This is a genomic window from Cyanobium sp. BA5m-21 (assembly GCF_024346235.1).
GTDB lineage: Bacteria > Cyanobacteriota > Cyanobacteriia > PCC-6307 > Cyanobiaceae > Cyanobium_A > Cyanobium_A usitatum.
Map to the genome: position 1 here is coordinate 23800 of NZ_JAGQCO010000014.1, position 22131 is coordinate 45930.

A 22131-nucleotide genomic window follows, 5' to 3' on the forward strand; every position below is an offset into this window, starting at 1 on the left:
AGTCCTCAAGGTAAGGAGGGGGTTGAGCTTTCGAAACCCTCCGCTACATTTCTGCTGCTCGGCGCACGGGCCTGTTGGTTCACATCAATCAGGTCGAGCTCACCCACTTCAAGTCCTTTGGCGGCTCGATCACGATCCCGCTGCAAGAAGGTTTCACGGTGGTCACGGGCCCCAACGGCTCCGGCAAAAGCAACATCCTTGATGCGGTGTTGTTTTGTCTGGGCCTGGCCAGCAGCCGCGGCATGCGGGCAGATCGCCTGCCGGATCTAATCAACAGCGCCATGCTGCGCGAGGGCAAGGCCGCCGAAACCTCGGTGAGCGTGCGCTTTGACCTCAGTGAGTGGCAACCCGACCAGGCCGAAGCAGGCCTGGAGCCGCCCGAAGAAGGGCCCTGGATCAAGCCAGGCCAACAGGAGTGGACGGTGAGCCGGCGCCTGCGGGTTGCCCCCGGCGGCACCTATGCCAGCAGCTTCAGCGCCGATGGGGTGAGTTGCAATTTGCAACAGCTCCAAAGCCAGCTGCGGCGCCTACGGGTGGATCCTGAAGGCAGCAATGTGGTGATGCAGGGTGACGTCACCCGCATCGTCTCGATGGGCGCCCGGGACCGGCGCGGCATCATCGACGAGCTGGCTGGTGTAGCCCTATTCGACAGCCGCATCGAACAGAGCCGCGGCAAGCTTGATGAGGTGCAGGAGCGTCAGGAGCGCTGCTCAATCGTGCAGCAGGAGCTGCTCAGCTCCCGCCAGAAACTTGAGCGCGACTGCGCTAAAGCCCGCACCTATCAAGACCTGCGCCAGCGCCACCACAACGGCCGCCTGCAGGAGCAGGTGCTGGCCTTTGAAGCAGCCCAGGCGAACCAGGCTGCCCTGCGGCAACGCAGCGCCAGCCTCGCCAGTCAGCAACAGGCTGAACGCGAGGCGATCAGCGAGGGAGAAACGGGCCTGGCTGCCGCCGCCACCGTGCTCGAGCAACTCCAAGCTGAGGTAAAAGCCCTAGGTGAAGATCAGCTGATCGCCGTGCAGGCCGAGCTGGCAGGCCTTGAGGCCAGTGGCCGCGAACTAACCCGCCAGGCAGGCAAACACCAGCTCGATGCCGAGGCCCTGCAACGCCAGCGCCACGAGCTGGCCCGCACTCAGGGCGAGCTGCGCCAGCAGCAGCAGGCCCTCGAGGCCAGTTCCGACCAAGCCGCTCTCAGCGATGCCGAAGCCGGCTGCCGCGATGCCGAAGCCGCCGTGGAGCTATCGCGCCGCCGGCTTGGCGAGGTGGCGGGGCGCTCCGGCAGCTGGTTGGAAGAACAGCAACAGCGCAGCCGCGCCCGCCAGCAGCTGGGCGAGCAGATCAGCCCCCTGGAGGCCGAGCGGCAGCAATTACAGGAGCGGCTGCGGCAGCACCAGGAGCGCCTGGCCGAGCTCGGCGCCGAAGAGCAGCAGGAAGGGGCCAGCCATCGCAGTGCCCAGCAGCAACTGGAGGCCACCGAAAGCAGCTGGCAGCAGGTGCTGGAAGCCACCCGCCTGGAGCAGCAGCAGGTGCAGGAGCTAGCCGAAGCCCTGGCCCTTCAGCAGCGAACCCGCAGCCGCCTCGAGCAGGAGCAAACCCAGCTCGAGCGCGAGATCGCCCGACTGGACAGCCGCCGCGAAACCCTGCAGGAAAGCCGCGGTACCGGTGCCCTGCGGGTATTGCTGGAGGCTGGCATGGACGGCATCCACGGGCCGGTGGCCCAGCTCGGCGAAGTGGAGGAGCGGGTGCGCCTGGCGCTGGAAGTGGCCGCCGGCGGCCGCCTTGGCCAGGTGGTGGTCGACGACGACCGCATCGCCGCCCGCGCGATCGAGCTGCTCAAAAGTCGCCGGGCAGGCCGGCTCACCTTCCTGCCGCTCAACAAGATTCGAGGGGGCTCCGGTGGTAGTGGCGGAGCCGCCCTGCAACGCGGTGGCGCGGCAGGCGGTGCGGGCAGCGGTGGCCCTGCAAGCGGTGGGCTGGTGGGCAAGGCGGTGGATCTGGTGGGTTACGAGCCCGTTTACGCCGAGGTGTTCCGCTACGTCTTCGGCGACACCCTGGTGTTCGACAGCCTGGCCAATGCCAGACGCGAACTGGGCCGCTGCCGGGCCGTGACCCTCGACGGCGAACTGCTGGAGAAGAGCGGCGCCATGACCGGCGGCAGCCTGCAACAGCGGGGCAGCCAGCTCAGCTTCGGGCGCAGCCAGGACGGCGACGAAGCCGCACCCCTGCGCCAGCGCTTGCTGGAGCTGGGCGAGAGCCTGCTGGCCTGCCGACGCAAGGAAGCCGAGCTGGGCCAGCAGCTCGAGACCCTGCGCCCCCGGCTGCTCTCACACCAGCAGCGCCAGGCGGGCCTGGAGGCCGAGCGCAGCGCCGCCCAGCGAGCCCTAGCCCCCCAGCTGCAACGGCAGCAGCAGCTGGGCAGTCGCCTGGGCCAACTGCAGGAGGCCTTGCAGAGCGATCTGCAGCGCCAGCAGCAACTCGAATCCCTGCTGTTGCCGCTGCAGCAACAACGCCTCGCCTTGGAAGAGGCCGAAGCTGCAGTGCAATCCTCCGGCGATGCAGCCCGCTGGCAGGGGCTGCAGAGCGAGCTGGAGGCGGCCGACTCGGCCCTGGCCGCGGCCCGCAGCCAGCGTGATGGGCTGCTGGCGGCCCGGCGCGAACGGGCCCTGAGCGCCGAGCGCCTCAGCAACCAGCTCGAGGCCCTGAGCGCCGATGAACAGCGGCTGGTGGCCGCTGTTCACACCCTGGTGGAGGAGCGAGCTCGCTGGAAAGAGCAGCACCAGGCGGATCAGTTGCGGCGCAGCACCTTGGCAGCCGAGCAGCAGCAGCTGCAAACCCGCTTTGGCGAAAGCCGCCGCGCCCGCGATGCCGCCGAAGCCCAGCTGGCCGCCCAGCGCCAGGCCCTGCAACAGCGCCAATGGGAACTGCAACGCCTCGGCGAGGAGATCGAATCGCTGGCCGAACAGCAGCGTGGCGACCAGCTGCGCCTCGAACAACTGGAGCGGGAACTGCCTGAGCCAAGGCCGGAGATTCCCGCAGAAGTGCGGGAGGCGGGTCTGGAAGCCCTGCAGGCGGAGCTGCGCAGCCTGCAGGGCCGGATGGAAGCCCTCGAACCGGTGAACATGCTCGCCCTCGAGGAGCTTGAGCAGCTCGAAACCCGCTTGGCGGAATTAGAGGAGCGGCTCGAAGTGCTCAGCAAGGAGCGCGAAGAGCTGCTGCTGCGCATCGAAACCGTGGCCACCCTGCGCCAGGAGGCCTTCCTTGAAGCCTTCACAGCGGTGGATGGCCATTTCCGCACAATTTTTGAAGGGCTATCCGACGGCGAGGGGCAACTGCAGCTGGAAAACCCGGAAGCACCCCTTGAAGGTGGCCTCACCTTGGTGGCCCACCCCAAGGGCAAGGCGGTGCGGCGGCTCAACTCCATGAGTGGCGGCGAGAAATCGCTCACGGCGCTGAGCTTCCTGTTTGCCCTGCAGCGCTTCCGCCCTTCGCCCTTCTATGCATTAGACGAAGTCGACAGCTTTCTCGACGGCGTCAACGTGGAGCGCCTCGCCGCCCTGATTGCCGGCCAGGCAGACCAGGCCCAATTCATGGTGGTGAGCCACCGGCGCCCGATGATCGCCGCCGCAACCCGCACCATTGGTGTCACCCAGGCCCGGGGCGCCCACACCCAGGTGGTCGGGTTACCGCCCGCTGCCTGAGCCGCCCCTTCCCCAGCGGAGCAGGTGAGCCACAATGGGCCGACTGGGCCACGGGTACGACCCTTTCATTGACCTCCTCCATCCCCCCTTCCTCTGATCCCGGGGCAACGGCTGCCGCCCCAAGTGATCGCCTCTGGTTGCGCTCCGAGCTGATGGGCACCCAGGTGATCACCCGCGACACCGGCCGCCGGCTGGGCGTGGTGGGCGAGGTAGTGGTGGATGTCGACCGGCGCGAAGTGGTGGCGCTGGGCCTGCGCGACAACCCTCTGACCCGCTTCCTGCCAGGCCTGCCGCGCTGGATGCCCCTCGACCGGATCCGCCAGGTGGGCGATGTGATCCTGGTTGATTCCGCCGATTCGCTGGCGGAGGGCTTCAACCCTGACCGTTACAGCAAGGTGATCAACTGCCAGGTGATCACCGAAGCGGGCGACCAGCTGGGCCGGGTGCTGGGCTTCAGCTTCGACATCGAAACCGGCGAGCTGGCCACCCTGGTGATCGGCGCCCTGGGAGTGCCCCTGCTGGGTGAAGGCGTGCTGAGCACCTGGGAGCTCACGGTTGAGGAAATCGTCAGCAGCGGGCCGGATCGAATCATTGTTTACGAGGGCGCCGAAGACAAGCTCAAGCAGTTGGGCTCCGGGCTACTGGAGAAGCTTGGTATTGGTGGGCCGAGCTGGGAGCAAGAGGAGCGGGATCGATACCGCACCGGAATGGTGCCCGTGGAAAACCAACTGGCTGCAGGCCAGCCGGCAGTGCAGGAACAGCGCCGCATCCAGCCGGCCACCAGCCAGACCTTCGAGCCCGATGAGGAGTTCGATTACGTCGAACTCGATGAGCAGCGCCAACGGGAACCCCTGCGCCAGCGCCGCTACCTCGACGAGGAGGAGAGCCGCTACGAGCAACCGCGTTACGAGGAATCAAGTTACGAAGAACCCCGCTACGACGAGCGTCCAGCTGAACCCAGTCGCCGCCCCCTGCAGGCCGAACCCCTGCCCAAGCAGGCACGCCCCATCGAGGCTCGATCTCTTGATGCTCGACCACTAGAACCTCGACCACGAGAAACTCGCCCCCTAGAGAGGCGGCCCGCCCCCACCCCCTACCGCGAACCCCTGGATGTGGAGGCTGAAGACCTGGCCAGCAACGACCTAGAAGATCCCTGGTGAAACAGTCCAGGATCGAGGCTCAATAGCCCTCTCAGCTCGCCTTGAAAGCAAGGGACGCCGAATTGACGCAGTGGCGCTGACCGGTTGGGGCCGGGCCGTCGTTGAAGACGTGGCCAAGGTGGGCGTCGCAATTAGCGCAGCGAATTTCGGTGCGCACCATGCCGTGGGCGTTATCGGTGTGGGTGCTGATGGCAGCAGCGCTTACCCCATCCCAGAAGCTGGGCCAGCCGGTACCGGAATCAAACTTAGTGGCGCTGCTGTAAAGCTCGGCATCACAGCAGATGCAGTGGTAGCTGCCATTGCCATTCTGGGTCCAGTAAGCGCCGCTGAAGGCACGCTCGGTGCCGCCCTGGCGGGCAACCCGGAACTGCTCAGGCGTCAGCTGCTGGCGCCACTGCTCCTCGCTGGCCCCGCGGGCCAAGCCACTGTCGAGGCCGCAGGCTGAAGGGTCGGAAGAACTAGCAGCGTCGACCATCGAACTCAGCGAAATGAGTCGCAAGCCTAGGCAGCTCAGTTGGGGATGTTCAGGTCAGAGGCACTCAGCTCTGGGGGCAGCAGCTCCTGCACCAGGGCCGCCAGGCTGGCCACCGCCCCCGGCTGGCCTCGCAGGCTGCGCAGATCGGCGCGCATCTGCTCCAGTCGCTCCGGTGCCGCCAGCCAGTCGGCGGCTTCGGCGGCGATGGCCTCAGGGGTGATCGCCCCAACCCGCTCAGGCACCACCAAGCGGCCAGCGGCAATGTTGGGAGAGGCCAGAAAGCCCCGGTGGCGCAGGCGCCAGGCCGTAATCAGCACCCCAAACAGCCAGCGCAGCAGGGGCAACCGCCCCAGCATTCCGGCCAGTCCATCCCAGGCCTGCATGACGTGCAAGTGCTGGGTTGGCACCAGCACCAGCATCGGCACCCCCAAAGCAGCCAGTTCGGCGGTGTTGGCGCCCACGGTGGTGAGGGCCAGGGAACACTGGCTCAAGCTGCCGTAAGCCGGATTCTCCCGAACCAGCCGAATCCTGGTGCCAGCTGGCGTCTCAAGTAGATCCGGAGCCAGCAGGCGGGGCTGACCCGACCGGTAGGTACGGGCGATCGGATTGGCGGGGCCAGCCTGATTCAGCAGCTCCTCCACCGCAGTGGTGGGAGCCAGGGGCAACAGAAAGCGACAGCCAGGACGAAGGGCCGCCAGCCGATCGGCCGTCTCCAGCAAAAACGGCATGCCCACACGCAACTTGGCCCGCTTCGAGCCCGGCAGCAGCGCCAACCACTCCCCTGCCGGCAAGGGCGCCTCGCTGCGGGCCGACTCCGAGAGGTCTGCCATCAGGTCACCTACCACCGTGCAGCGGGATGCCCAACGCGGTGCCAACTGGTCAGCAGCCAGGGGTCCCATGGCAGCGATGCGGTCGTTCCAGCGGGGCCAGCGGGCCACCCATTCCGCATAGGTGAGATGGCGGTAACCCAGCCGTGCCGAGAGCAGCACAGTCCAAAACTGATCACCCCCTAAAAACACCACCAGTCCCTGGCGGGGCCAGGGACCAAACCGCTTGGGGCGCAGTAGCAGCGACCAAAATTGACGAGCTGGCACTATGCGCTCAAACAGGCCCCAAGCGGCGGCGGCTCGATGCTCCTGTCCCGTGCCGTTTGGACAGGGCACAAGCAGCAACTTGAGGCTGCAGGCGGCCGTAGGCACCTCAGGCCGCAGCGGTATCTGGCGATGCAGGCGCTGGGCGAGGGGACGAACCCAAGTAGACAGCTCTCCGGGGCCGTTGCTGACAAGCACGATCGCTGCCGAGGGCCGGATCGATTCGGGCAAGGCCTGGATGGCTCGAATTAAGAAATGCGGATGACGAGACTTGAACTCGTAAGGCCGAAGCCACACGCCCCTCAAACGTGCGTGTCTACCAATTCCACCACATCCGCATGTGGTTCGGATCGCTAAGCGTTCCGGTGCGAGCAATATACCCATCGCCGGCACCAGAATCGTCTGAGGGAGCTGTCCAGGCAGCACTGATACAGTCCGCCTCAGCCCATATCAGCTGAGACGCCGCGGATGCCCATCGGCAAGTTGCTGATCGCCAACCGTGGCGAAATAGCCCTACGCATCCTGCGCACCTGCCGGGAGCTCGGCATTCCCACCGTCGCCGTTTACAGCACGGTGGATAAAAACGCCCTGCACGTGCAGCTCGCCGACGAAGCCGTTTGCGTTGGAGAGGCGCCCAGCAGCAAGAGCTACCTCCACATCCCAAACATTTTGGCGGCGGCCACCTCCCGGGGTGCTGACGCAATTCACCCCGGCTACGGCTTCCTGGCCGAAAACGATCGCTTCGCCGAGATCTGCGCCGACCACGGCATCACGTTTGTGGGTCCCTCCCCCGAGGCCATCCGCTCGATGGGAGATAAGTCGACCGCTAAGGCCACAATGGAGCGGGTGGGGGTGCCCACCATCCCCGGTAGTGCCGGCTTGCTGGCCAGCCCGGAGGCGGCTGCGCGATTGGCCGAATCGATGGGCTACCCGGTGATGATCAAAGCCACCGCTGGTGGCGGCGGCCGCGGCATGCGCCTGGTGCCTGGGCCCGATCAACTCGAGAGCCTGTTCAAAGCGGCCCAAGGAGAAGCGGAGGCTGCCTTCGGCAACCCTGGCCTGTACATGGAGAAATTTATCGACCGGCCCCGGCACGTGGAAGTGCAGGTGCTGGCCGATCGCCACGGCAACGTGATTCACCTGGGCGAACGCGACTGCTCGATCCAGCGCCGCCACCAAAAGCTGCTGGAAGAGGCCCCGAGCGTGGCCATCAACGCCGACCTGCGCCGCCAGATGGGCGATGCCGCCGTGGCCGCCGCCCGCACCATTGGCTACGAGGGCGCCGGCACCGTGGAATTCCTGGTGGACCGCAGCGGGGCGTTTTATTTCATGGAAATGAATACCCGGATCCAGGTGGAACATCCGGTCACCGAGATGGTCACAGGGGTAGATCTGATCGCCGAGCAGTTGCGTATTGCCGGTGGGGAGCCGATCTCGGTCACCCAAGACCAGATCAAGCTCTGCGGGCACGCCATCGAGGCGCGCATTAATGCCGAAGACCCCCGCCAAAACTTCCGGCCCGCCCCCGGCAAAATCACCGGCTGGCTACCTCCTGGCGGCCCCGGCGTGCGGGTCGATAGCCACGTGTACACCGGCTATGAGATCCCGCCCTTCTACGACTCCTTGATCGGCAAGGTGATCGTCTGGGGCACCGATCGCCCCCACGCCCTCAGGCGGCTGCGCCGGGCCCTATCGGAATGCGCGGTGACCGGCATTCCCACCACCATCGACTTTCACCTGCAATTGCTGGATCGCCCTGAATTCCAGGCGGGCGACGTACACACCAAATTTGTCGAACAGGACATGCTTCCGCAGAAGGGCAGCTAAGCCGGATCTGAGTTCAGCCGATCCCGACGCTCTGGGCCCGAAACAGCACCTGACTGACAAGCCCCTGCTGCCCCACCAAAATTTCTCGCACCAGGCTGAGCAGACCCACCCACACCACCGGCGTCACATCAACGCCACCGATCGGTTTGATCAGCCGACGGGTGAGGGCAAGCAAGGGCTCGGTAGGGGCTCCGACCAGGCGCATCGCTCCGCGGCTCAGATCAATCTGGGGATACCAGGTGAGCACGATACGAAACAGAAAAAGCAAGGTCCAAAGCGCCAGTCCCAAGGCCAGGGCCAAGTGCAAGCCCGACAACAACGGCAGCCAGGACTGGGGTAGGGAGGTGGCTGCCGTCACAAAGCTCTAAGTAGCTGGGCTCCCAGCGTAGGAAGCCGCCACCACTGCCTAGGATCGGGCCACGAATCAAGCCATAGAGCTGTTCCTGCCATGACGCCATCCCTGGCCAATTTCCTGACCAGCCTGCTTGCCGGCGCCGTGATCGTGGTGGTGCCCATCACAATCGGGCTAGTGCTGATCAGCCAAAACGATCAGCTTGATCGTCGCCTTTGAGCTCCTGCACCTGAGTATCTCCAGGTCTCTAGCTGCTCGGGCTCAACTGCCTACACTGACGAGACTGACTGTCGGGTGAAAAACCGTGGTTAATGCCAGCCTGAATTGGGCCAGCATCGTGGGCATAGTGCTTGCGGTGGGCGGTGCACTGCTTTATTTCATGCGGAGCTTCAAGCCCGCACTCGCCCGCGATTACGACGTCTTTTTCGCTGCAATTGGGTTACTCTGCGGCGGCATCCTGTTTTTTCAGGGTTGGCGCCTCGATCCAATCCTGCAATTTGGTCAGTTTCTGCTCGCCGGCACCACGGTCTTTTTCGCCTACGAAAGTGTGCGCCTGCGGGGGGTAACCACGGAGCAGGCTCGCCGGTCGTCCTACTTCGACGACGACGAACCAATGCCTGAACCAGGCCCCTACAGGCCGAGGATGGGTGGCCGCGCCTGGGGGGAGGCCTCTACAGATAGCTTTGATGAGCCCGAGCCGCTTAGGCGCCGCATCCCCTCCCGCGGCGAAAGCGATGAGCCAGATGAGGAAGATTTTTACCGGGCACCCCGTCCCAGCAGTAGGGCCGCAATCCCTGAAAGGGCCGCCAGCCGCCGCCCTCCCCAAGAGGATTGGGCACCCCAAAGCTCTAGCCGGCCCAGTATCGATTTCGGTGCCCGCAGGCGTGATCGAGATGGCGCAGTAGAGCCACGACGGGGCAGCCGGCCGACAGCCGCTAGTGAGGCCATGCCTCGCTCCAGCCGCAGGCCCGCGCCCACGACCCCTGCTTCGGCCTCAGAAGCTCCTAGGGCATCCCAACCAGCGGGAGTACCCCAAGGCTCACCGATCAGCCCAGCAACCCCTGCCAGCGGCAGAAGCAATCGCCCAGCGGCAAGCGATATCAGTGATGCGGACTTCACGCCAGTGAAACCCTCCAGTCGCCCCGAGCCCAGCCCCCGAGGCATTAGCCCCCGGGACAACAGCTCCCGCTTCGACGACTGAAGCTTTTCGCCGTCAACATATTTGGTCCCCTAGGGGTGTCTGCCCTGCTGCTGACAACCCTGAGCTTGCTTATCAGCGGCTGTTCAGGTGGAGCGTGGCTGGCCCGTCGCAGTGCTGGCCCGGTTGGGGTGTTCAACGGCAACAGCCGCCAAGAACCCGCCCTCAGCGGCCAGGGGCGATTTCTTGCCTCAGTGGTTGATCGAGGTGGCCGGGCCACCCTGCTTTTGCAGGAGCAGCCCAGCGGCCGAATAGTGCCCCTGCGCCATTTCCAAAACCGCCAGCCCCACAGCTCCCCCTCCCTCAGCTGGAACGGTCGCTACGTGGCGGCCCTGGTGCAACAGGGAAACCAAAGACTGGCCCTGATCGAAGACCGAGCCAACGGCAACCTGCACCGGCTTCCCCTACCGGCGGACAGCACTTCAGTGCGCCTCAGCCTGTCCCCGGAGGCACGCCAGCTGGCGGTGCAGGTGGCCCAGGCTGGCCAGTGGCGCGTGCAGCTGTTTGATCTGCGCAGCCTTCTTGAGCCAGACCTGCCCGGCGGCCTTGCCGTTCAGGGGGGCGGAGCGGAGCCCTCGCCATGAGGAGCTCATTAGCAAAAAGAGCCATTGCGGCAGCAACCGGCCTGCTGCTGGGTGGCTGCCTTGCCCCCATGCCGCAGCCCATAGTGCCGCTCAACTCCCGGCTGGAAGCCATAGGTGCCAACCGGGATCCAGCCCTTTCAGGGCGCTGGCTGGCCCTAATCAGCGGCAGGGGCGGCCGCGAACAAGTGCTGCTGCTGGATCTGGAGCGCCAGCAGCCCATAGACCTACCGGGCCTCAACCGGGCCGATGCCCAACCGGTGAGCGTCAGCGTCGACGCAGCAGGAGAGCGAATTGCCCTGGTGCGGCAGCTGGAGGGACGCACCGAGCTGGTGCTCTACCGGCGTTCGGTGCAGAGCCTGCAACCCATACCGATGGTCCCCAGCGGAGTTGCCCGCCAGGTGCAGCTGCAGGCCGATGGTCGCCAGCTAGCTGTTCAGGTGAGCAGGGGCGGGATCTGGCAGGTGGATCTGGTGCAAATTCCATAGGGCACCAGACGCTCAGGGCACCAGGCCAGACCAGCGCAGAAACGTCTCGCCGCTCAGGGCTTCGATCAGCAGCAGGGCAATGAAGCCCACCATGGCAAAGCGACCATTCACCCGCTCGGCGTAGCCGCTCCAACCAAAGGCAGGCACTTCGCTAGTTGTTGCACTGGTTGTAGGGCTGATTTCTGGGGTCTGGTCGGGGCTTGGTTCAGGCATGGGGTCAGGTAGGGGATCAGGCGTGGCGGCCCACTTCATAGCCGGCCGCGGGTAGCAGCCGCCAGTTGCCGCTGCCATCGAGCTCCAGCACGGTGTCATGGAAGGCGGTGAGGGTGGGCCTATGACCGACGCTCACAAAAGCCATCTCCCGCTCAGCCAGCAGGCAATAAAGGTGACGCTCAGTTGCCACATCGAGTGCGCTGGTGGCCTCATCTAGGACAACAAAACTCGGTGAATTGAGCAGCAGACGTGCAAAGGCCAAACGCTGTTGCTCGCCCAGGGAAAGCAGGCGAGGCCAATCCTGAATGATGTCGAGATCGGGGTAGCGCCCAACAAGCTCGGGCAGCCGCACCTGCTCCAAAACATGGCGCAGCTGTTCGTCACTAAAGCGATCAGGCTGGAGCGGATAGCAAAGCTGCTCGCGCAGGCTGCCAAGCAGCATGTAGGGCTTCTGGGGAATGAACAGCAGATCTCCCTCGCTGGGACGCTCCACCCGGCCAGCAGCCGGGGGCCACAGACCACTGACCATGCGCAGAAAAGAGGTTTTGCCGCAGCCCGATGGGCCCACAACCAGTAAACGCTGATGAAGATTCACCTCAACACTGAGGTCGCGGATCAAGGTGCGATTGGTGCGGGGCGGCACCAAATCGACATGGCTAACCAGGATCGAATTTCCACTGCTACCGGTGCTCGTGGCGGCCAACTGGGCTTCAAGCGCTGCAGCTTCAATGCCGATTGAATCAACCTTGCCCTGAAAACCCTCAAGCCGGCTGATCGAAGCAGAGAACGCCGCAAGACGATCGATGTTATTAACAATATAACTCACCGAAAATAGCACCTGACTGAAAGCAATACTTGCCTGGCCAAAGACTCCAAAATCGACATCTTTAGCGAAATAAATAGGAGCTATTACCAGCCAAGGCAGGAAGCGAGAAAAATAATCATAGGAACGCTGAATGACACTAATGAGCGCTTCCCAGATGATCAGGCGCTCATAATTTCTAATAGCCCCTTCCAGCCTCCTGCCTGCCTCACGACCCTCCTGTTGCTCGCCCCGATAGAAAGCAATCGATTCAGCGTTATCGCGAATATGGACCAGCCCATAGCGAAAATCAGCCTCAAGCTTGAGCTGTTGATAGTTCAAGTTCACCAGCTTCCGGCTGGCAAAAACAATTAGACCTGTGCCACCAACAGAGTAGACAAGCAGCACCAAGGCCAACTTGTCGCTGATAGTCCACAATACAATTATAAAACTGACGAAAGTGAGCAGGGCAGATATTATCTCAACCGTGACACTGAGACTGGTGCCGGTGAAGCTGGCCGCGTCTTGTGAAATGCGCTGATCGGGGTTATCAATCTCCTCGATTGACTCATCATTTGGATTGAGAACGTAATAAGCCCGATTTGAAAGGTATCGGCTCAACAGGCGGCCGCTCAGCCACTCGCGCCACAGCAGGCCAAGCTTGGGGATTAAATAACTCTGAATAGCCCTGATCGGCAGAGCTATAACCAAGCAAAAAGCATAAATAGCAACGATCTTCCAAAACTCCTCAGCCTTGTAGCCGACCAGAGCATTTTCGATGTTGCGAGCTACATAGCTAATCCCCACATTGATACCATTGACAACCAGGATCAGCAGGGTGATCACCGCCATCAACAACCAGGGCAACCAGCGCCCGTGACGCAACTTGCCTCGGAAAGCCACAAAACAGCCCAGCCCACCGGCCAGCAGCACCATCACCAGCGGCCCGATCGGGCTGTTCCAAATTGCTGCCACCTGCTCGGGCACCCCGGGCAGGAAACGGCTGCGCAATTCGGGAATCACGGCGCCGGTCAGGGCCAAAACCCCAGTGAGCAGCAACAAGGTGCTACCTACGACCACCGCAAGCAATGCCACCACCAGCAGTAGAAACTGCCAGCTCTTGGTGTCGTCTACCGGCAGGAAATAGGGCTGGGCCAGGCGTTGCAACTTCGCCAGTTGACCGCGAAGAGCCTTGAGGGGGTTCATGGGGCAGGTCGAATCAGGTCATTGTCGCGGGCCCGCGGTCAGCCCGGGGGCCAGGCCAGCGGACGCCCCCCTAGCACATGCACATGCAGGTGAAACACGGTCTGGCCCGCATCCGCGCCGCTGTTGATCACTGTGCGAAACGACTCCAGACCCTCCTGGCGGGCCACCTGGGCAGCCACAAGCAAGAGGTGGCCGAGCAGGAGCTCGTGCCCGGCAGTGGCATCAGCAAGCTGGGCGATCGGCTGGCGTGGAATCACCAGCACATGGACCGGAGCCTGGGGCGTTACATCGCGAAAAGCCAGGCAATGCTCATCGGCATACACCTGATCGCAGGGGATCTCGCCGCGGAGGATGCGCCCAAAGATCGTGTCTTGGCTCACAAAAGCAACGGGGGTGGGACAGGGGTGGCACTAACGGTGTAGTAGCACATGGCGTGATGTTGGCACGGTGCAAGACGGCGGCGCTGCAGGGTCTGGAGGCCAGGCCAGTGCTGGTGGAGGTGGATCTGGCTCCCGGCTTGCCGGGCCTGCAGCTGGTGGGCCTGGCCGATGCGGCTGTGCAAGAAGCCCGGGAGCGGGTGCGCTCGGCCATTCGCCACAGCAGCCTGAAGGTGCCGCTGACGCGGGTGGTGGTGAATCTGGCCCCCGCCGACCTGCGCAAGGAGGGGCCGGCTTTTGACCTGCCGATCGCCCTGGGCCTGCTACTGGCCAGTGGCCAGCTGGATGCCGCCAGCAACAACGAGGTTTGGAGCGCCGGGGAGCTGGGGCTGGACGGCAGCTTGCGGCCGATCCGGGGGGTGCTGGCGATTGCGATTGCAGCCCGGAACCATGGCGCCCGGGCCTTGGTCGTGCCCCAGGCCAATGCCTGGGAGGCCGCATTGGTGGAGGGGCTGCGGGTGTGGGGCGCCGCCGATCTCGGCCAGGCCTTATGGCGACTGCAGCATCCGCGGGCCCGTCCGGCCGCCCCTGCCCGTGCCCGTGCCCCCGCCTCCGCCATCGCGCTTAAACAAGCCAACGCGCCGATAACCGCCAGGCCCGCAGCTGAAGATCTTGCCGACGTCAAAGGGCAGCCCCACGGACGCCGGGCCCTGGAGATCGCAGCAGCCGGAGGCCACCACCTGCTGCTCTGCGGCCCACCCGGCAGCGGCAAAACAATGCTGGCCCAGCGCCTGGCGGGGCTGCTACCCCCGCTCGATCCAGCGGAGGCCCTTGAGCTCACCGCCGTCCACTCGGTGGCGGGACTACTGGACAGCAGCCAGGGCTTGCTGCAAACGCGCCCGTTTCGCAGCCCCCACCACAGCTGCTCCGGGCCGGGGCTGATAGGTGGAGGTGGCCAACCCAGACCGGGAGAGCTGGCCCTGGCCCACCACGGAGTGCTGTTTCTCGATGAGCTGGCCGAATTTCGCCGGTCCGTGCTCGACCAATTGCGCCAGCCCCTAGAAGACGGCGAAGTCTGGATTCACCGCGCCCGCCAGCGAACTCGCTTCCCCTGCCGCATCACCCTGGTGGCCGCGGCCAATCCCTGCCCCTGTGGCTGGTTTGGCGACCCAGAGCGCAGCTGCAGCTGCGGGGAGGGCCAGCGGCGGCGCTACTGGGGCCGGTTGTCGGGCCCCCTGCTGGATCGCATTGATTTGCAGGTGGTGATGAGACGGCCATCCAGCGCCGCCCTAACGGCACCGTTTAGGGACCAGGGCGGCAGCCCGGCCAGCGACGAATCAAGCGCTGAGGTGCGAGCAAGAGTCCGCCGGGCCCGGGCCCACATGGCTGCCCGCAATCCCGGGGGCTGCTGCAACAGCCGCATCGCCGGAGGTCAGCTGCAGCAAGTGCTTCAACTGGAAAGCGAAGCCTTAGAAGTGTGGGATGCTGCGATTCAGCACCGGCAGCTCAGTGCCCGGGCTGGCGCCCGGCTGCTGCGGGTTGCCCAAACGATCGCCGACCTAAACGATCAAGCCAGTATTGACGCAACTGCAATTGCCGAAGCGCTTACCTACCGGTCGTTTGATCAAGGGGTATCTCGCTAAGCGGGAGACCAGATCAAAGCGATCAACGGCGGCGGCGGCGCTGCTGGGCCTTGCGCTTGTACTTCTCAACAGGTGTCTCGTGGTGACGCAGACGCTTTAGGTCAGCGAAGATGCCCGCCTTAGACACCTGGCGCTTAAAGCGACGCAGGGCCGATTCAATCCCTTCGTTTTCGCCGACGGTGACCTGGGTCATGAAGCGCTGCGCTGCTCACAGAGCTTGCCAATGTAGCAACTGCCTTTCCGCTCACACCACTCCCCCCTGCTTCGAGGTCAGCGCTTGGTGCCAGAGAGGCCTGAAATGGGGCTGGGCGCAACTACCGGCAGCCCAGGCTGGATCGCAGCATCAGGCCAGGTATCGCGGTAGAGATACACGTGGCCCAGATTGCGACCGCCGTAGGCCCGGCGCTTGAGCTGCCAGCCCGGTTCAAACACCAACTGGAGGAAGCCAGCGCCCTGGCCCTTAGTGCGAGCAACTAGCATTTCAGGGCCCGCTCCGGCCTTGGTTGGCACGGCCAACAGCACGTTGTCGCCGCTCTGACGCAGAACTGTTAGGCGGTAACTCGTGGCCAGATCTGCACCGCCGACTCGCACCGAGTAGCCGTTGGCATCGATGAAGCGGCTGCAGATGCCGCTGAAATCAAAAGTTGCAAGCAGGGGGCTCACCGGAGCTGGTGACCCTGGGGCCACGGCAAAACAAGGCCGAGTCGGCTTGACCTGCTCATAGATGTTGAGTTGGGCGCGGACGCCATCGCCGATGGGCGCTGCCACCAGAACAAAACGCTCCTGGCTGAGATCCGCAGCTTGAAACAGGGCGCTGGCCATGGCTGGGGTGGCAGCAAATGCCACCCCAGCGGCGAAAGCTCCAGCTGCCATGGGGAGGGAATTGACGCCCAGATGGGGCAATCTCATCACGGCATTGGCAAGCAACATGTGCTTAATCGTATGCGCGGTATCCGGCAAGGTCTAGGCCGGCTTGTTGATCCGGATGGCCACCAACAGGGCCGCAACCGTGCCGGGCAGGCTCAGGCCCAGGATCCAGAGGGTGGTCTGCTGTCCCAGGTCGGGTTCGCCGTAGGCGAGCTCAAACACCGAGCCCGTGGAGGCGATGCCAAGTATGCAGGCAAGAGCCAGGAACAGGCCGGCCAGGGGTTTCATGGGCATGGAGAAGAACGATCAGCGGATGGAACGGACATCTGCCCGTTGAAAGCCCTTTTCCAGCAGGCCTTCATTGAGGCTGAGCTCATCGGTGACCCGGTCAACAAAAAGCACACCTTCGAGGTGGTCCATCTCGTGCTGGATGCAGCGGGCCAGTAGGCCATCAGCCTTGACCCGTTGGGGGCGGCCCATCTCGTCGCGATAGCTGACCTCAATCGTGGCCGGGCGCACTACATTCAGATAAACGCCAGGGATGCTGAGGCAGCCTTCCTCATAAGTCTCGATTGCAGCACCGAAGCAGGCGATCTCGGGATTGATCAGGACCATCGGCGCCGCGGCGGCATTCTCGGGATCAAGATCAATCACCAGTAGCTGCTTATGCACTCCCACTTGGGGTGCCGCTAAACCAATGCCCTTGGCCGCATACATGCTGCGCAGCATGTCCCGGGCCAGATCTCGCACACTCTCATCAACCTTGCTGATCCGCTTGGCCGGGGTGCGCAGCACCCCATCGCCAAGGGTGTGGATCGTGAGGGGGGACTCCTCAAGGGCATCCTTGGGCACTTGAACGCCGCGGCTGGCCTGAACGGCGGAGCGTGCCATCTGGGCAAAGCTGCCGGCTGAACTGCGGGCCAACGCGATACTTGAACGAACGACATCCACTTTATGTCGTTATCCCTCGGTGCATGCGGTGGCTGACCCCCCTGGAGCCCTTCCCGCCGCTGTTGTGGTGGGCCAAACCCCCAGCCTGCGGGAGCCACGGCTACTTGACGGGGTGCTCTATTGGCTGGAGCAGCGACCCCATGAAGGGGGGCGCACGACCCTGCTGCGGCGCCTGGGGCCAGACCAGCCAGCAGAGGAGCTAACCCCTGGCAGCTGGAATCTGCGCAGCCGGGTGCATGAATACGGTGGCGGCAGTACGGCCCTGGGCCACAGGAGCGATGGCCGGCCAGTAGCAGTGTTCAGCCACGACGGTGACCGCTGCCTCTGGCTGCTGGAGCTCGATGGCAGCGATCGCCAGCCGCGACGGCTCAGCCCGCCAGGTGGCTACGGCGGCGGCTTGATCGATGCCGGCCGCGACCGCTGGATCGGCGTGCGGGAAAGCGGCAGTGATAAAGGTGCTGGCTGCGACCAGCTGGTGGCTGTTGGGCTGGAAGGTGGCGAGCCCCAGCCGTTGGTGGTGCCAGCCGACTTCTGCGGCTACCCGGCCCTGAGCCCCTCCGGCGCAGGGCTGGCCTGGGTGGAGTGGCAGCAGCCCTTCATGCCCTGGGAGCGCAGCCAGCTCTGGCTGGGGCACTTCGATGCGGCAGGCCAGCTCAGCGGCCGCCGCCTGCTCGCAGGATCGGGGGTGGAACCAAACCCGAACATTTCGGTGTTCCAGCCACTCTGGTGCGGGCCCCACCTGGTGGTGGCAAACGATCGCTCAGGCTTCTGGAACCTCGAACAGCTCGACAACGCCGAGGGATTCGACGCAGAAACCCTGAGCGCAGAGGCGCCGCTTGCCTGGCGGCCGCTGCTGCCCATGCAGGCGGAATTCGGCCTGCCCCAGTGGGTTTTCGGCATGGGCACCCAGGCCTGGGATGGCGAGCAGCTGCTGGCCATCGCCTGCCTGCAGGGGCGCTGGCAGCTGGGCCGCGTGGAGCTGCCGAGCCAGAGCGGAGGTGCCGGCCAGTGGCAGCCCCTGGCCATCGCCTTTGATGATCTGGCTGGTATTTGTGCCGAACGGGGACGGCTGGCCTGCATCGCCGCTTCAGCAACTGAACCAGCGGGCCTGCTCGAGCTGGACCTGGCCAGCGGCAACTGGTGGCATAGCCCTGCTGCCGCCTGCCCTCTGGCGACGCAGGCGATCAGCCTGCCGCAGGAGCTGTGGTTTGAGGGCCACGGCGGCGCCCGCAGCCACGCCTGGTTTTACCCTCCAGCCGGGGGAGCCCACCGGGAGGCACCATTGCTGGTGAAAAGCCACAGCGGCCCCACCGCCATGGCCCGCACGGCCCTGAACTTGGCCATTCAGTTTTGGACAACTCGAGGCTGGGGGGTGGTGGATGTGAACTACGGCGGCTCGACCGGCTTCGGCCGCGCCTATCGGCAGCGGCTCGCTGGCCAGTGGGGCGTGGTGGATGTGGACGATTGCGCCGCAGCAGCCCAGAGCCTGGTGGCGGCGGGCCAGGCCGATCCCGACCGCATCGCCATCGAAGGCGGCAGTGCCGGCGGCTTCACCACCCTGGCCGCCCTGTGCTTTACGGACGTATTTCGCGCCGGCGCGAGCCGCTACGGCGTAGCCGACCCCAGCGCGTTGGCGTCTGAGAGCCATCGCTTTGAAGCCCGCTATCTCGATGGGCTGATCGGCCCCTGGCCGGAAGCGCGCGCCACCTACGAGGCCCGCTCACCGCTGGCCCACGCCGATCAAATCCGCTGCCCGGTGATCTTTTTTCAGGGCCTCGATGACAAGGTGGTGCCACCGGAGCAAACAGACCGCATGGCAGCAGCGCTCGAAGCCAACGCCATCCCGGTGGAGGTGCACCGCTTCCCGCAGGAGGGCCACGGTTTCCGCGATGGTGCCACCTTGATCCGCGTCCTGGAGGCCACTGAGGCTTTCTTCCGCCGGCACTTCAACCTGTGATCGCAACCTTGGCGAGCGACCTGCTGCCCAGCTTCGGCTGGTTGGCCCTGGCCCTGGCCTGCCTCAGCCTGATCCTGGCGGTGGGGCGAGCCCTTGGTGCCCGCTTGCAGCTGCGACTCTGGGGCATCCCCGAAGCCCTGCTGGCCGGCCTGCTGGGCCTGCTACTGGCCCCGGACGGCCCCCTGCCGCTGCTGCCTCCTCAGGTGATGCAGCTATGGGCCGATCTGCCGCTGGTGCTGCTCACCCTGGTGTTTGGCTCGCTGCTGCTCGGCAAACCCCTGCCCAAACTGGAGGGGCTGTGGCGGCCGGTGTCGGGGCAGGTGTCGCTGGCGCTGGTGCTGGCCTTTGGGCAATTCGTGGTGGGGGGCCTGGCGGTGCTGCTGGTGCTGCAGCCCTGGCTGGGGGTGAGCCCGGTGATGGCCTGCCTGATCGAGGTGGCCTACGAGGGCGGCCATGGCTCCGCCGCGGCGATGGGGCCGAGCTATGCGGCCCTGGGCTTTCCCGGCGGCCAGGCCCTGGGCCTAGCCATGGCCACGGTGGGGCTGCTGAGCTCCACTTTGGTTGGGGGGCTGGTGGTGGTGGTGGCCCGCAGCCGCGGCTGGCTGTTGGCCGATGCCCCAGGCAGCGCACCCAGCGAACCCACCAGCACGGCCAGCGGCGATTCAGGTGGCGTGGCGGCCAGGGCGGCGGCTTGGGCGGTGAACCTAGCCCTGGCGGGCATGGCCGTGCTCACGGGCGTGGCGCTACTGGCCGGATTGCGCTGGCTCACCGCTGGGTTGGGGGATGGCGTTGCCAGCGTTGTTGATGCGCTGCCGGTGTTTCCGTTAGCGATCGTGGGGTCGCTGCTGGTGCGTTTAGCGCTGGAGCGCAGCGGCAAAGCCCATTGGGCCTCTTCCGCGGTGCAGGGCCAGGTGGGCACCCTTTCGGCAGATTTGCTGATCACCGCCGCCACCGCCGGGCTGGATCTGGCCCTGCTCAAGGCCGACTGGCTGCCGCTCACGGTGCTTGCCCTAGGCGGCCTGGTGTGGAACCTGGCGGTGACCCTGCTGCTAGCCCCGCGGCTGCTGCCCGCCGACTGGTTTGAGCGGGCGGTGATTGAGTTTGGCCAGGCCACGGGAGTGGCGGCTAGCGGCCTGCTGCTGCTGCGCATGGCCGATCCAGACGACCGCAGCGACGCCCTACCGGCCTTCTCGATCAAGCAGCTGATGCTGCAGCCGTTTTTGGCTGGAGGGGTGGTGACGGTGGTGGCGCCGCTGGCGGTGGCGGGCTGGGGGCTGCCGCTTTGGACCGGCTTCTGCTTTGCCCTGGTGCTGCTGTTTGGCGGCACCGGGCTGTGGCTGGCGCGCAATCAGGCGCCGGCGCCGTAGTGCAGGGAGCGAAACTGCTGATGCACCGCGGCCATCTGGGCGGCGCTGAGCAGCGGTGGCTCGCCGAGTTGCAGGGCCTGCAGATACATCTGGGCCAGGGTTTCCACCTCAACGGCGATGCGCAGGGCTTGATCGAGGCTGGTGCCGAGGGTTACCTGGCCGTGCTGGGCCAACAAGCAGGCCAGCCGATCCTCCATGGCCTGCACTGCCAGGGCCGAAAGCTCGGCTGTGCCAAAGGTGGCGTAGGCCGCGCAGCGGATGTCATCACCGCCGGCCACCGCGGTCATGTAGTGGAAGGGGGGAATGGGGCTGCCGTGGCAGGCGAGGGCCGTGGCATGGATCGAATGGCAATGCAGCACCGCCTGGATCTCAGGCCGGCTGGTGAGGAGATCGGCGTGCAGCCGCCACTCGGAGGAGGGCCGCCACCCACCAGCCACCGCCGCGAGCGGCTTGCCGCTGGGATCAATCGCCACCAGATCCTGCGGCTGCATCTGCTCGAAGGGCAGAGAGCTGGGCGTGATCAGCAGACCACCCGGAATCCGCACCGATAGGTTGCCGGAGGTGCCCTGATTGAGCCCGCTGGCGTTTAGGCGCCGGGACACCTCCACGAGCTGCTGGCGCAGCTCCTGCTCAGTCATTGCCATAAAGCTCCTGCAGCCCAGCCTCCGTGGCCGCGGCCACGCCCCGCTCGGTGATCAGGCCCGTCACCAGCCGCGCCGGCGTGACATCAAAGGCCGGGTTGAAGCCGGCGCTGCCCGTTGGCGCTAGCTGCACCGTGGTGATCGCGCCATCCGGCGCCCGCCCCTGGATGTGGGTCACCTCCTCGGCGCTGCGGGCCTCGATCGGGATCTCGGCCACGCCATCGCCAATCGTCCAGTCGATCGTGGAGGCGGGCAAGGCCACATAAAAGGGCACACCGTTGTCGTGGGCGGCCAGGGCCTTGAGGTAGGTGCCGATCTTGTTGCACACATCGCCGCGGCGGGTGGTGCGGTCGGTGCCCACGATCACCGCGTCCACCTGGCCGTGCTGCATCAGGTGGCCGCCGGCGTTGTCGACGATCACGGTGTGGGGCACGCCCTCCTGAGCCAGCTCAAAGGCGGTGAGCGAGGCGCCCTGGTTGCGCGGCCGGGTTTCATCGACCCACACATGAATGTTGAGCCCGGCGCGGTGGGCCTTGTATATCGGCGCCAGGGCCGTGCCCCAGTCGACGGTGGCCAGCCAGCCGGCGTTGCAGTGGGTGAGCACATTGAGCCTGGCGCCTGGCCTGGCCGCCGCCAGCTGCCGGAAGATCGCCAGCCCGTGCTCGCCGATGGCCTCGCCCATGGCCACGTCCTCATCGGCGATCGCCGCGGCCTCCAACCTGGCCGCCTCGGCCCGCTCGACCGGCGGCAGCGGCTGCACCTTGGCCCGCACCCGCTCCAGGGCCCAGCGCAGGTTGATCGCCGTGGGCCGGGTGGCATTGAGTTGCTCAAAGGCTGCCGCCAGAGAGGCGTCGCCCGGATCGGCCTGCAGGGCCAGCATCAGCCCGTAGGCGCCCGTCACGCCGATCAGCGGCGCCCCGCGCACCACCATCGTGCGGATCGCATCAGCCGCCTCAGCGCAGCTGCGCAGGGTGCGCGTCGTGAACTGGTGGGGCAGCAGGGTCTGATCGATCACCCCCACTGCGCGGCCATCCGGCTCCAGCCAGATCGTGCGCCAGGGCTTGCCGTCGATGTTCATGGCTGCGGAAGTGGGCCGAGTCTTCTCCTGATCATCTCTGGGGGTGGGGAACTGGGGCAGATCAGCGCCAGGAACAGCAGCAGAAAGATTTTGGGAAGGACCGTCTCGCAATTCGTACAACCTGTACAGATTCCCGGAGCCTGTCGCAAACCCAACCAC

22 protein-coding genes and 1 tRNA gene are annotated in these 22131 nt (G+C 65.4%); 10 read left to right on the forward strand and 13 right to left on the reverse strand.

Translation table 11 applies throughout. The features are described 5' to 3' along the window. Positions 1 to 74: 74 nt before the first annotated feature. Positions 75 to 3698, forward strand: a complete 3624-nt coding sequence (smc, locus tag KBY72_RS06210; protein ID WP_254960440.1) for a chromosome segregation protein SMC — start codon at positions 75 to 77, stop codon at positions 3696 to 3698. 68 nt (positions 3699 to 3766) lie between these two features. Then, positions 3767 to 4858 carry a PRC-barrel domain-containing protein gene (locus tag KBY72_RS06215; RefSeq protein ID WP_254960441.1) on the forward strand — a complete coding sequence of 364 codons (1092 nt, stop codon included), beginning with the start codon at positions 3767 to 3769 and terminating at the stop codon, positions 4856 to 4858. Positions 4859 to 4889: 31 nt separating this feature from the next. Here the strand turns inward: KBY72_RS06215 and msrB are convergent, their stop codons facing one another. The 3 genes from msrB to KBY72_RS06230 form a co-directional block, all read right to left on the reverse strand. Next, positions 4890 to 5333, reverse strand: coding sequence for a peptide-methionine (R)-S-oxide reductase MsrB (msrB, locus tag KBY72_RS06220; protein ID WP_254960442.1), 444 nt, complete (start codon positions 5331 to 5333; stop codon positions 4890 to 4892). A gap of 35 nt (positions 5334 to 5368) precedes the next feature. After that, on the reverse strand, positions 5369 to 6664 hold the full coding sequence (locus tag KBY72_RS06225; RefSeq protein ID WP_254960485.1) for a glycosyl transferase: 1296 nt from the start codon (positions 6662 to 6664) through the stop codon (positions 5369 to 5371). 16 nt (positions 6665 to 6680) lie between these two features. Further along, positions 6681 to 6762, reverse strand: a tRNA-Leu gene (locus KBY72_RS06230). A 130-nt stretch (positions 6763 to 6892) separates the two neighbouring features. Here KBY72_RS06230 and accC point away from each other — a divergent pair. Further along, a complete protein-coding gene (gene accC, locus KBY72_RS06235; RefSeq protein ID WP_254937700.1) occupies positions 6893 to 8251 on the forward strand; it encodes an acetyl-CoA carboxylase biotin carboxylase subunit in 1359 nt (452 codons plus the stop codon). Positions 8252 to 8264: 13 nt separating this feature from the next. Here accC and KBY72_RS06240 read toward each other — a convergent pair whose 3' ends face one another. After that, a complete protein-coding gene (locus KBY72_RS06240) occupies positions 8265 to 8609 on the reverse strand; it encodes a YggT family protein (RefSeq protein ID WP_106632599.1) in 345 nt (114 codons plus the stop codon). 90 nt (positions 8610 to 8699) lie between these two features. Here KBY72_RS06240 and psbX point away from each other — a divergent pair, with 90 nt between their 5' ends. The 4 genes from psbX to KBY72_RS06260 all read left to right on the forward strand — a co-directional run bounded on the left by psbX (position 8700) and on the right by KBY72_RS06260 (position 10870). Then, the gene (gene psbX / locus KBY72_RS06245) at positions 8700 to 8822 is read left to right on the forward strand and encodes a photosystem II reaction center X protein (protein WP_106632598.1); all 123 of its coding nucleotides are present in this window, start codon (positions 8700 to 8702) and stop codon (positions 8820 to 8822) included. 85 nt (positions 8823 to 8907) lie between these two features. Next, on the forward strand, positions 8908 to 9804 hold the full coding sequence (locus KBY72_RS06250; RefSeq protein WP_254993274.1) for a Ycf66 family protein: 897 nt from the start codon (positions 8908 to 8910) through the stop codon (positions 9802 to 9804). 35 nt (positions 9805 to 9839) lie between these two features. Further along, positions 9840 to 10385, forward strand: a complete 546-nt coding sequence (locus KBY72_RS06255) for a Tol biopolymer transporter periplasmic protein (RefSeq protein ID WP_254960444.1) — start codon at positions 9840 to 9842, stop codon at positions 10383 to 10385. Beyond that, entirely contained in the window at positions 10382 to 10870 is a 489-nt protein-coding gene (locus KBY72_RS06260) for a TolB family protein (RefSeq protein WP_254960445.1), read from the forward strand. The genes KBY72_RS06255 and KBY72_RS06260 overlap by 4 nt, the downstream gene beginning before the upstream one ends. 12 nt (positions 10871 to 10882) lie before the next feature. Here KBY72_RS06260 and KBY72_RS06265 read toward each other — a convergent pair whose 3' ends face one another. Genes KBY72_RS06265 through KBY72_RS06275 form a run of 3 tightly spaced genes read right to left on the reverse strand, consistent with a single transcriptional unit; the run spans position 10883 to position 13471 of the window. Next, a complete protein-coding gene (locus tag KBY72_RS06265) occupies positions 10883 to 11083 on the reverse strand; it encodes a chlorophyll a/b-binding protein (RefSeq protein ID WP_254960446.1) in 201 nt (66 codons plus the stop codon). Positions 11084 to 11099: 16 nt separating this feature from the next. After that, the gene (locus KBY72_RS06270) at positions 11100 to 13091 is read right to left on the reverse strand and encodes an ABC transporter ATP-binding protein/permease (protein WP_254960447.1); all 1992 of its coding nucleotides are present in this window, start codon (positions 13089 to 13091) and stop codon (positions 11100 to 11102) included. 38 nt (positions 13092 to 13129) lie between these two features. After that, positions 13130 to 13471 carry a histidine triad nucleotide-binding protein gene (locus KBY72_RS06275; RefSeq protein ID WP_254930962.1) on the reverse strand — a complete coding sequence of 114 codons (342 nt, stop codon included), beginning with the start codon at positions 13469 to 13471 and terminating at the stop codon, positions 13130 to 13132. Positions 13472 to 13527: 56 nt separating this feature from the next. Between KBY72_RS06275 and KBY72_RS06280 the strand changes: the two genes are divergently transcribed. Continuing rightward, positions 13528 to 15111: a YifB family Mg chelatase-like AAA ATPase gene (locus KBY72_RS06280; protein WP_254930961.1), complete on the forward strand. Its 1584-nt coding sequence runs from the start codon at positions 13528 to 13530 to the stop codon at positions 15109 to 15111. Positions 15112 to 15133: 22 nt separating this feature from the next. Here the strand turns inward: KBY72_RS06280 and rpsU are convergent, their stop codons facing one another. The 4 genes from rpsU to def form a co-directional block, all read right to left on the reverse strand. Further along, on the reverse strand, positions 15134 to 15304 hold the full coding sequence (gene rpsU / locus KBY72_RS06285; RefSeq protein WP_010304532.1) for a 30S ribosomal protein S21: 171 nt from the start codon (positions 15302 to 15304) through the stop codon (positions 15134 to 15136). 77 nt (positions 15305 to 15381) lie between these two features. Beyond that, positions 15382 to 15984, reverse strand: coding sequence for a DUF3747 domain-containing protein (locus KBY72_RS06290; RefSeq protein ID WP_254993275.1), 603 nt, complete (start codon positions 15982 to 15984; stop codon positions 15382 to 15384). 90 nt (positions 15985 to 16074) lie between these two features. Continuing rightward, the gene (locus tag KBY72_RS06295; RefSeq protein WP_254960449.1) at positions 16075 to 16272 is read right to left on the reverse strand and encodes a hypothetical protein; all 198 of its coding nucleotides are present in this window, start codon (positions 16270 to 16272) and stop codon (positions 16075 to 16077) included. A 12-nt stretch (positions 16273 to 16284) separates the two neighbouring features. Beyond that, positions 16285 to 16869, reverse strand: coding sequence for a peptide deformylase (def, locus tag KBY72_RS06300; protein WP_254930958.1), 585 nt, complete (start codon positions 16867 to 16869; stop codon positions 16285 to 16287). A gap of 88 nt (positions 16870 to 16957) precedes the next feature. Between def and KBY72_RS06305 the strand changes: the two genes are divergently transcribed. Both KBY72_RS06305 and KBY72_RS06310 read left to right on the forward strand, forming a co-directional pair. Beyond that, positions 16958 to 18886, forward strand: a complete 1929-nt coding sequence (locus tag KBY72_RS06305; RefSeq protein ID WP_254930957.1) for a prolyl oligopeptidase family serine peptidase — start codon at positions 16958 to 16960, stop codon at positions 18884 to 18886. Then, positions 18883 to 20253, forward strand: coding sequence for a sodium:solute symporter (locus tag KBY72_RS06310; RefSeq protein ID WP_254930956.1), 1371 nt, complete (start codon positions 18883 to 18885; stop codon positions 20251 to 20253). Before KBY72_RS06305 ends, KBY72_RS06310 begins: the two co-directional genes overlap by 4 nt. On the opposite strand, the gene KBY72_RS06315 is transcribed toward KBY72_RS06310, so the two are convergent. Both KBY72_RS06315 and mtnA read right to left on the reverse strand, forming a co-directional pair. After that, positions 20235 to 20891, reverse strand: coding sequence for a class II aldolase/adducin family protein (locus tag KBY72_RS06315; protein WP_254993277.1), 657 nt, complete (start codon positions 20889 to 20891; stop codon positions 20235 to 20237). The two genes, KBY72_RS06310 and KBY72_RS06315, sit on opposite strands and share 19 nt — an antisense overlap. Continuing rightward, the gene (gene mtnA, locus KBY72_RS06320; RefSeq protein ID WP_254960452.1) at positions 20884 to 21972 is read right to left on the reverse strand and encodes an S-methyl-5-thioribose-1-phosphate isomerase; all 1089 of its coding nucleotides are present in this window, start codon (positions 21970 to 21972) and stop codon (positions 20884 to 20886) included. The genes KBY72_RS06315 and mtnA overlap by 8 nt, the downstream gene beginning before the upstream one ends. Between the last annotated feature and the right edge of the window lie 159 nt (positions 21973 to 22131).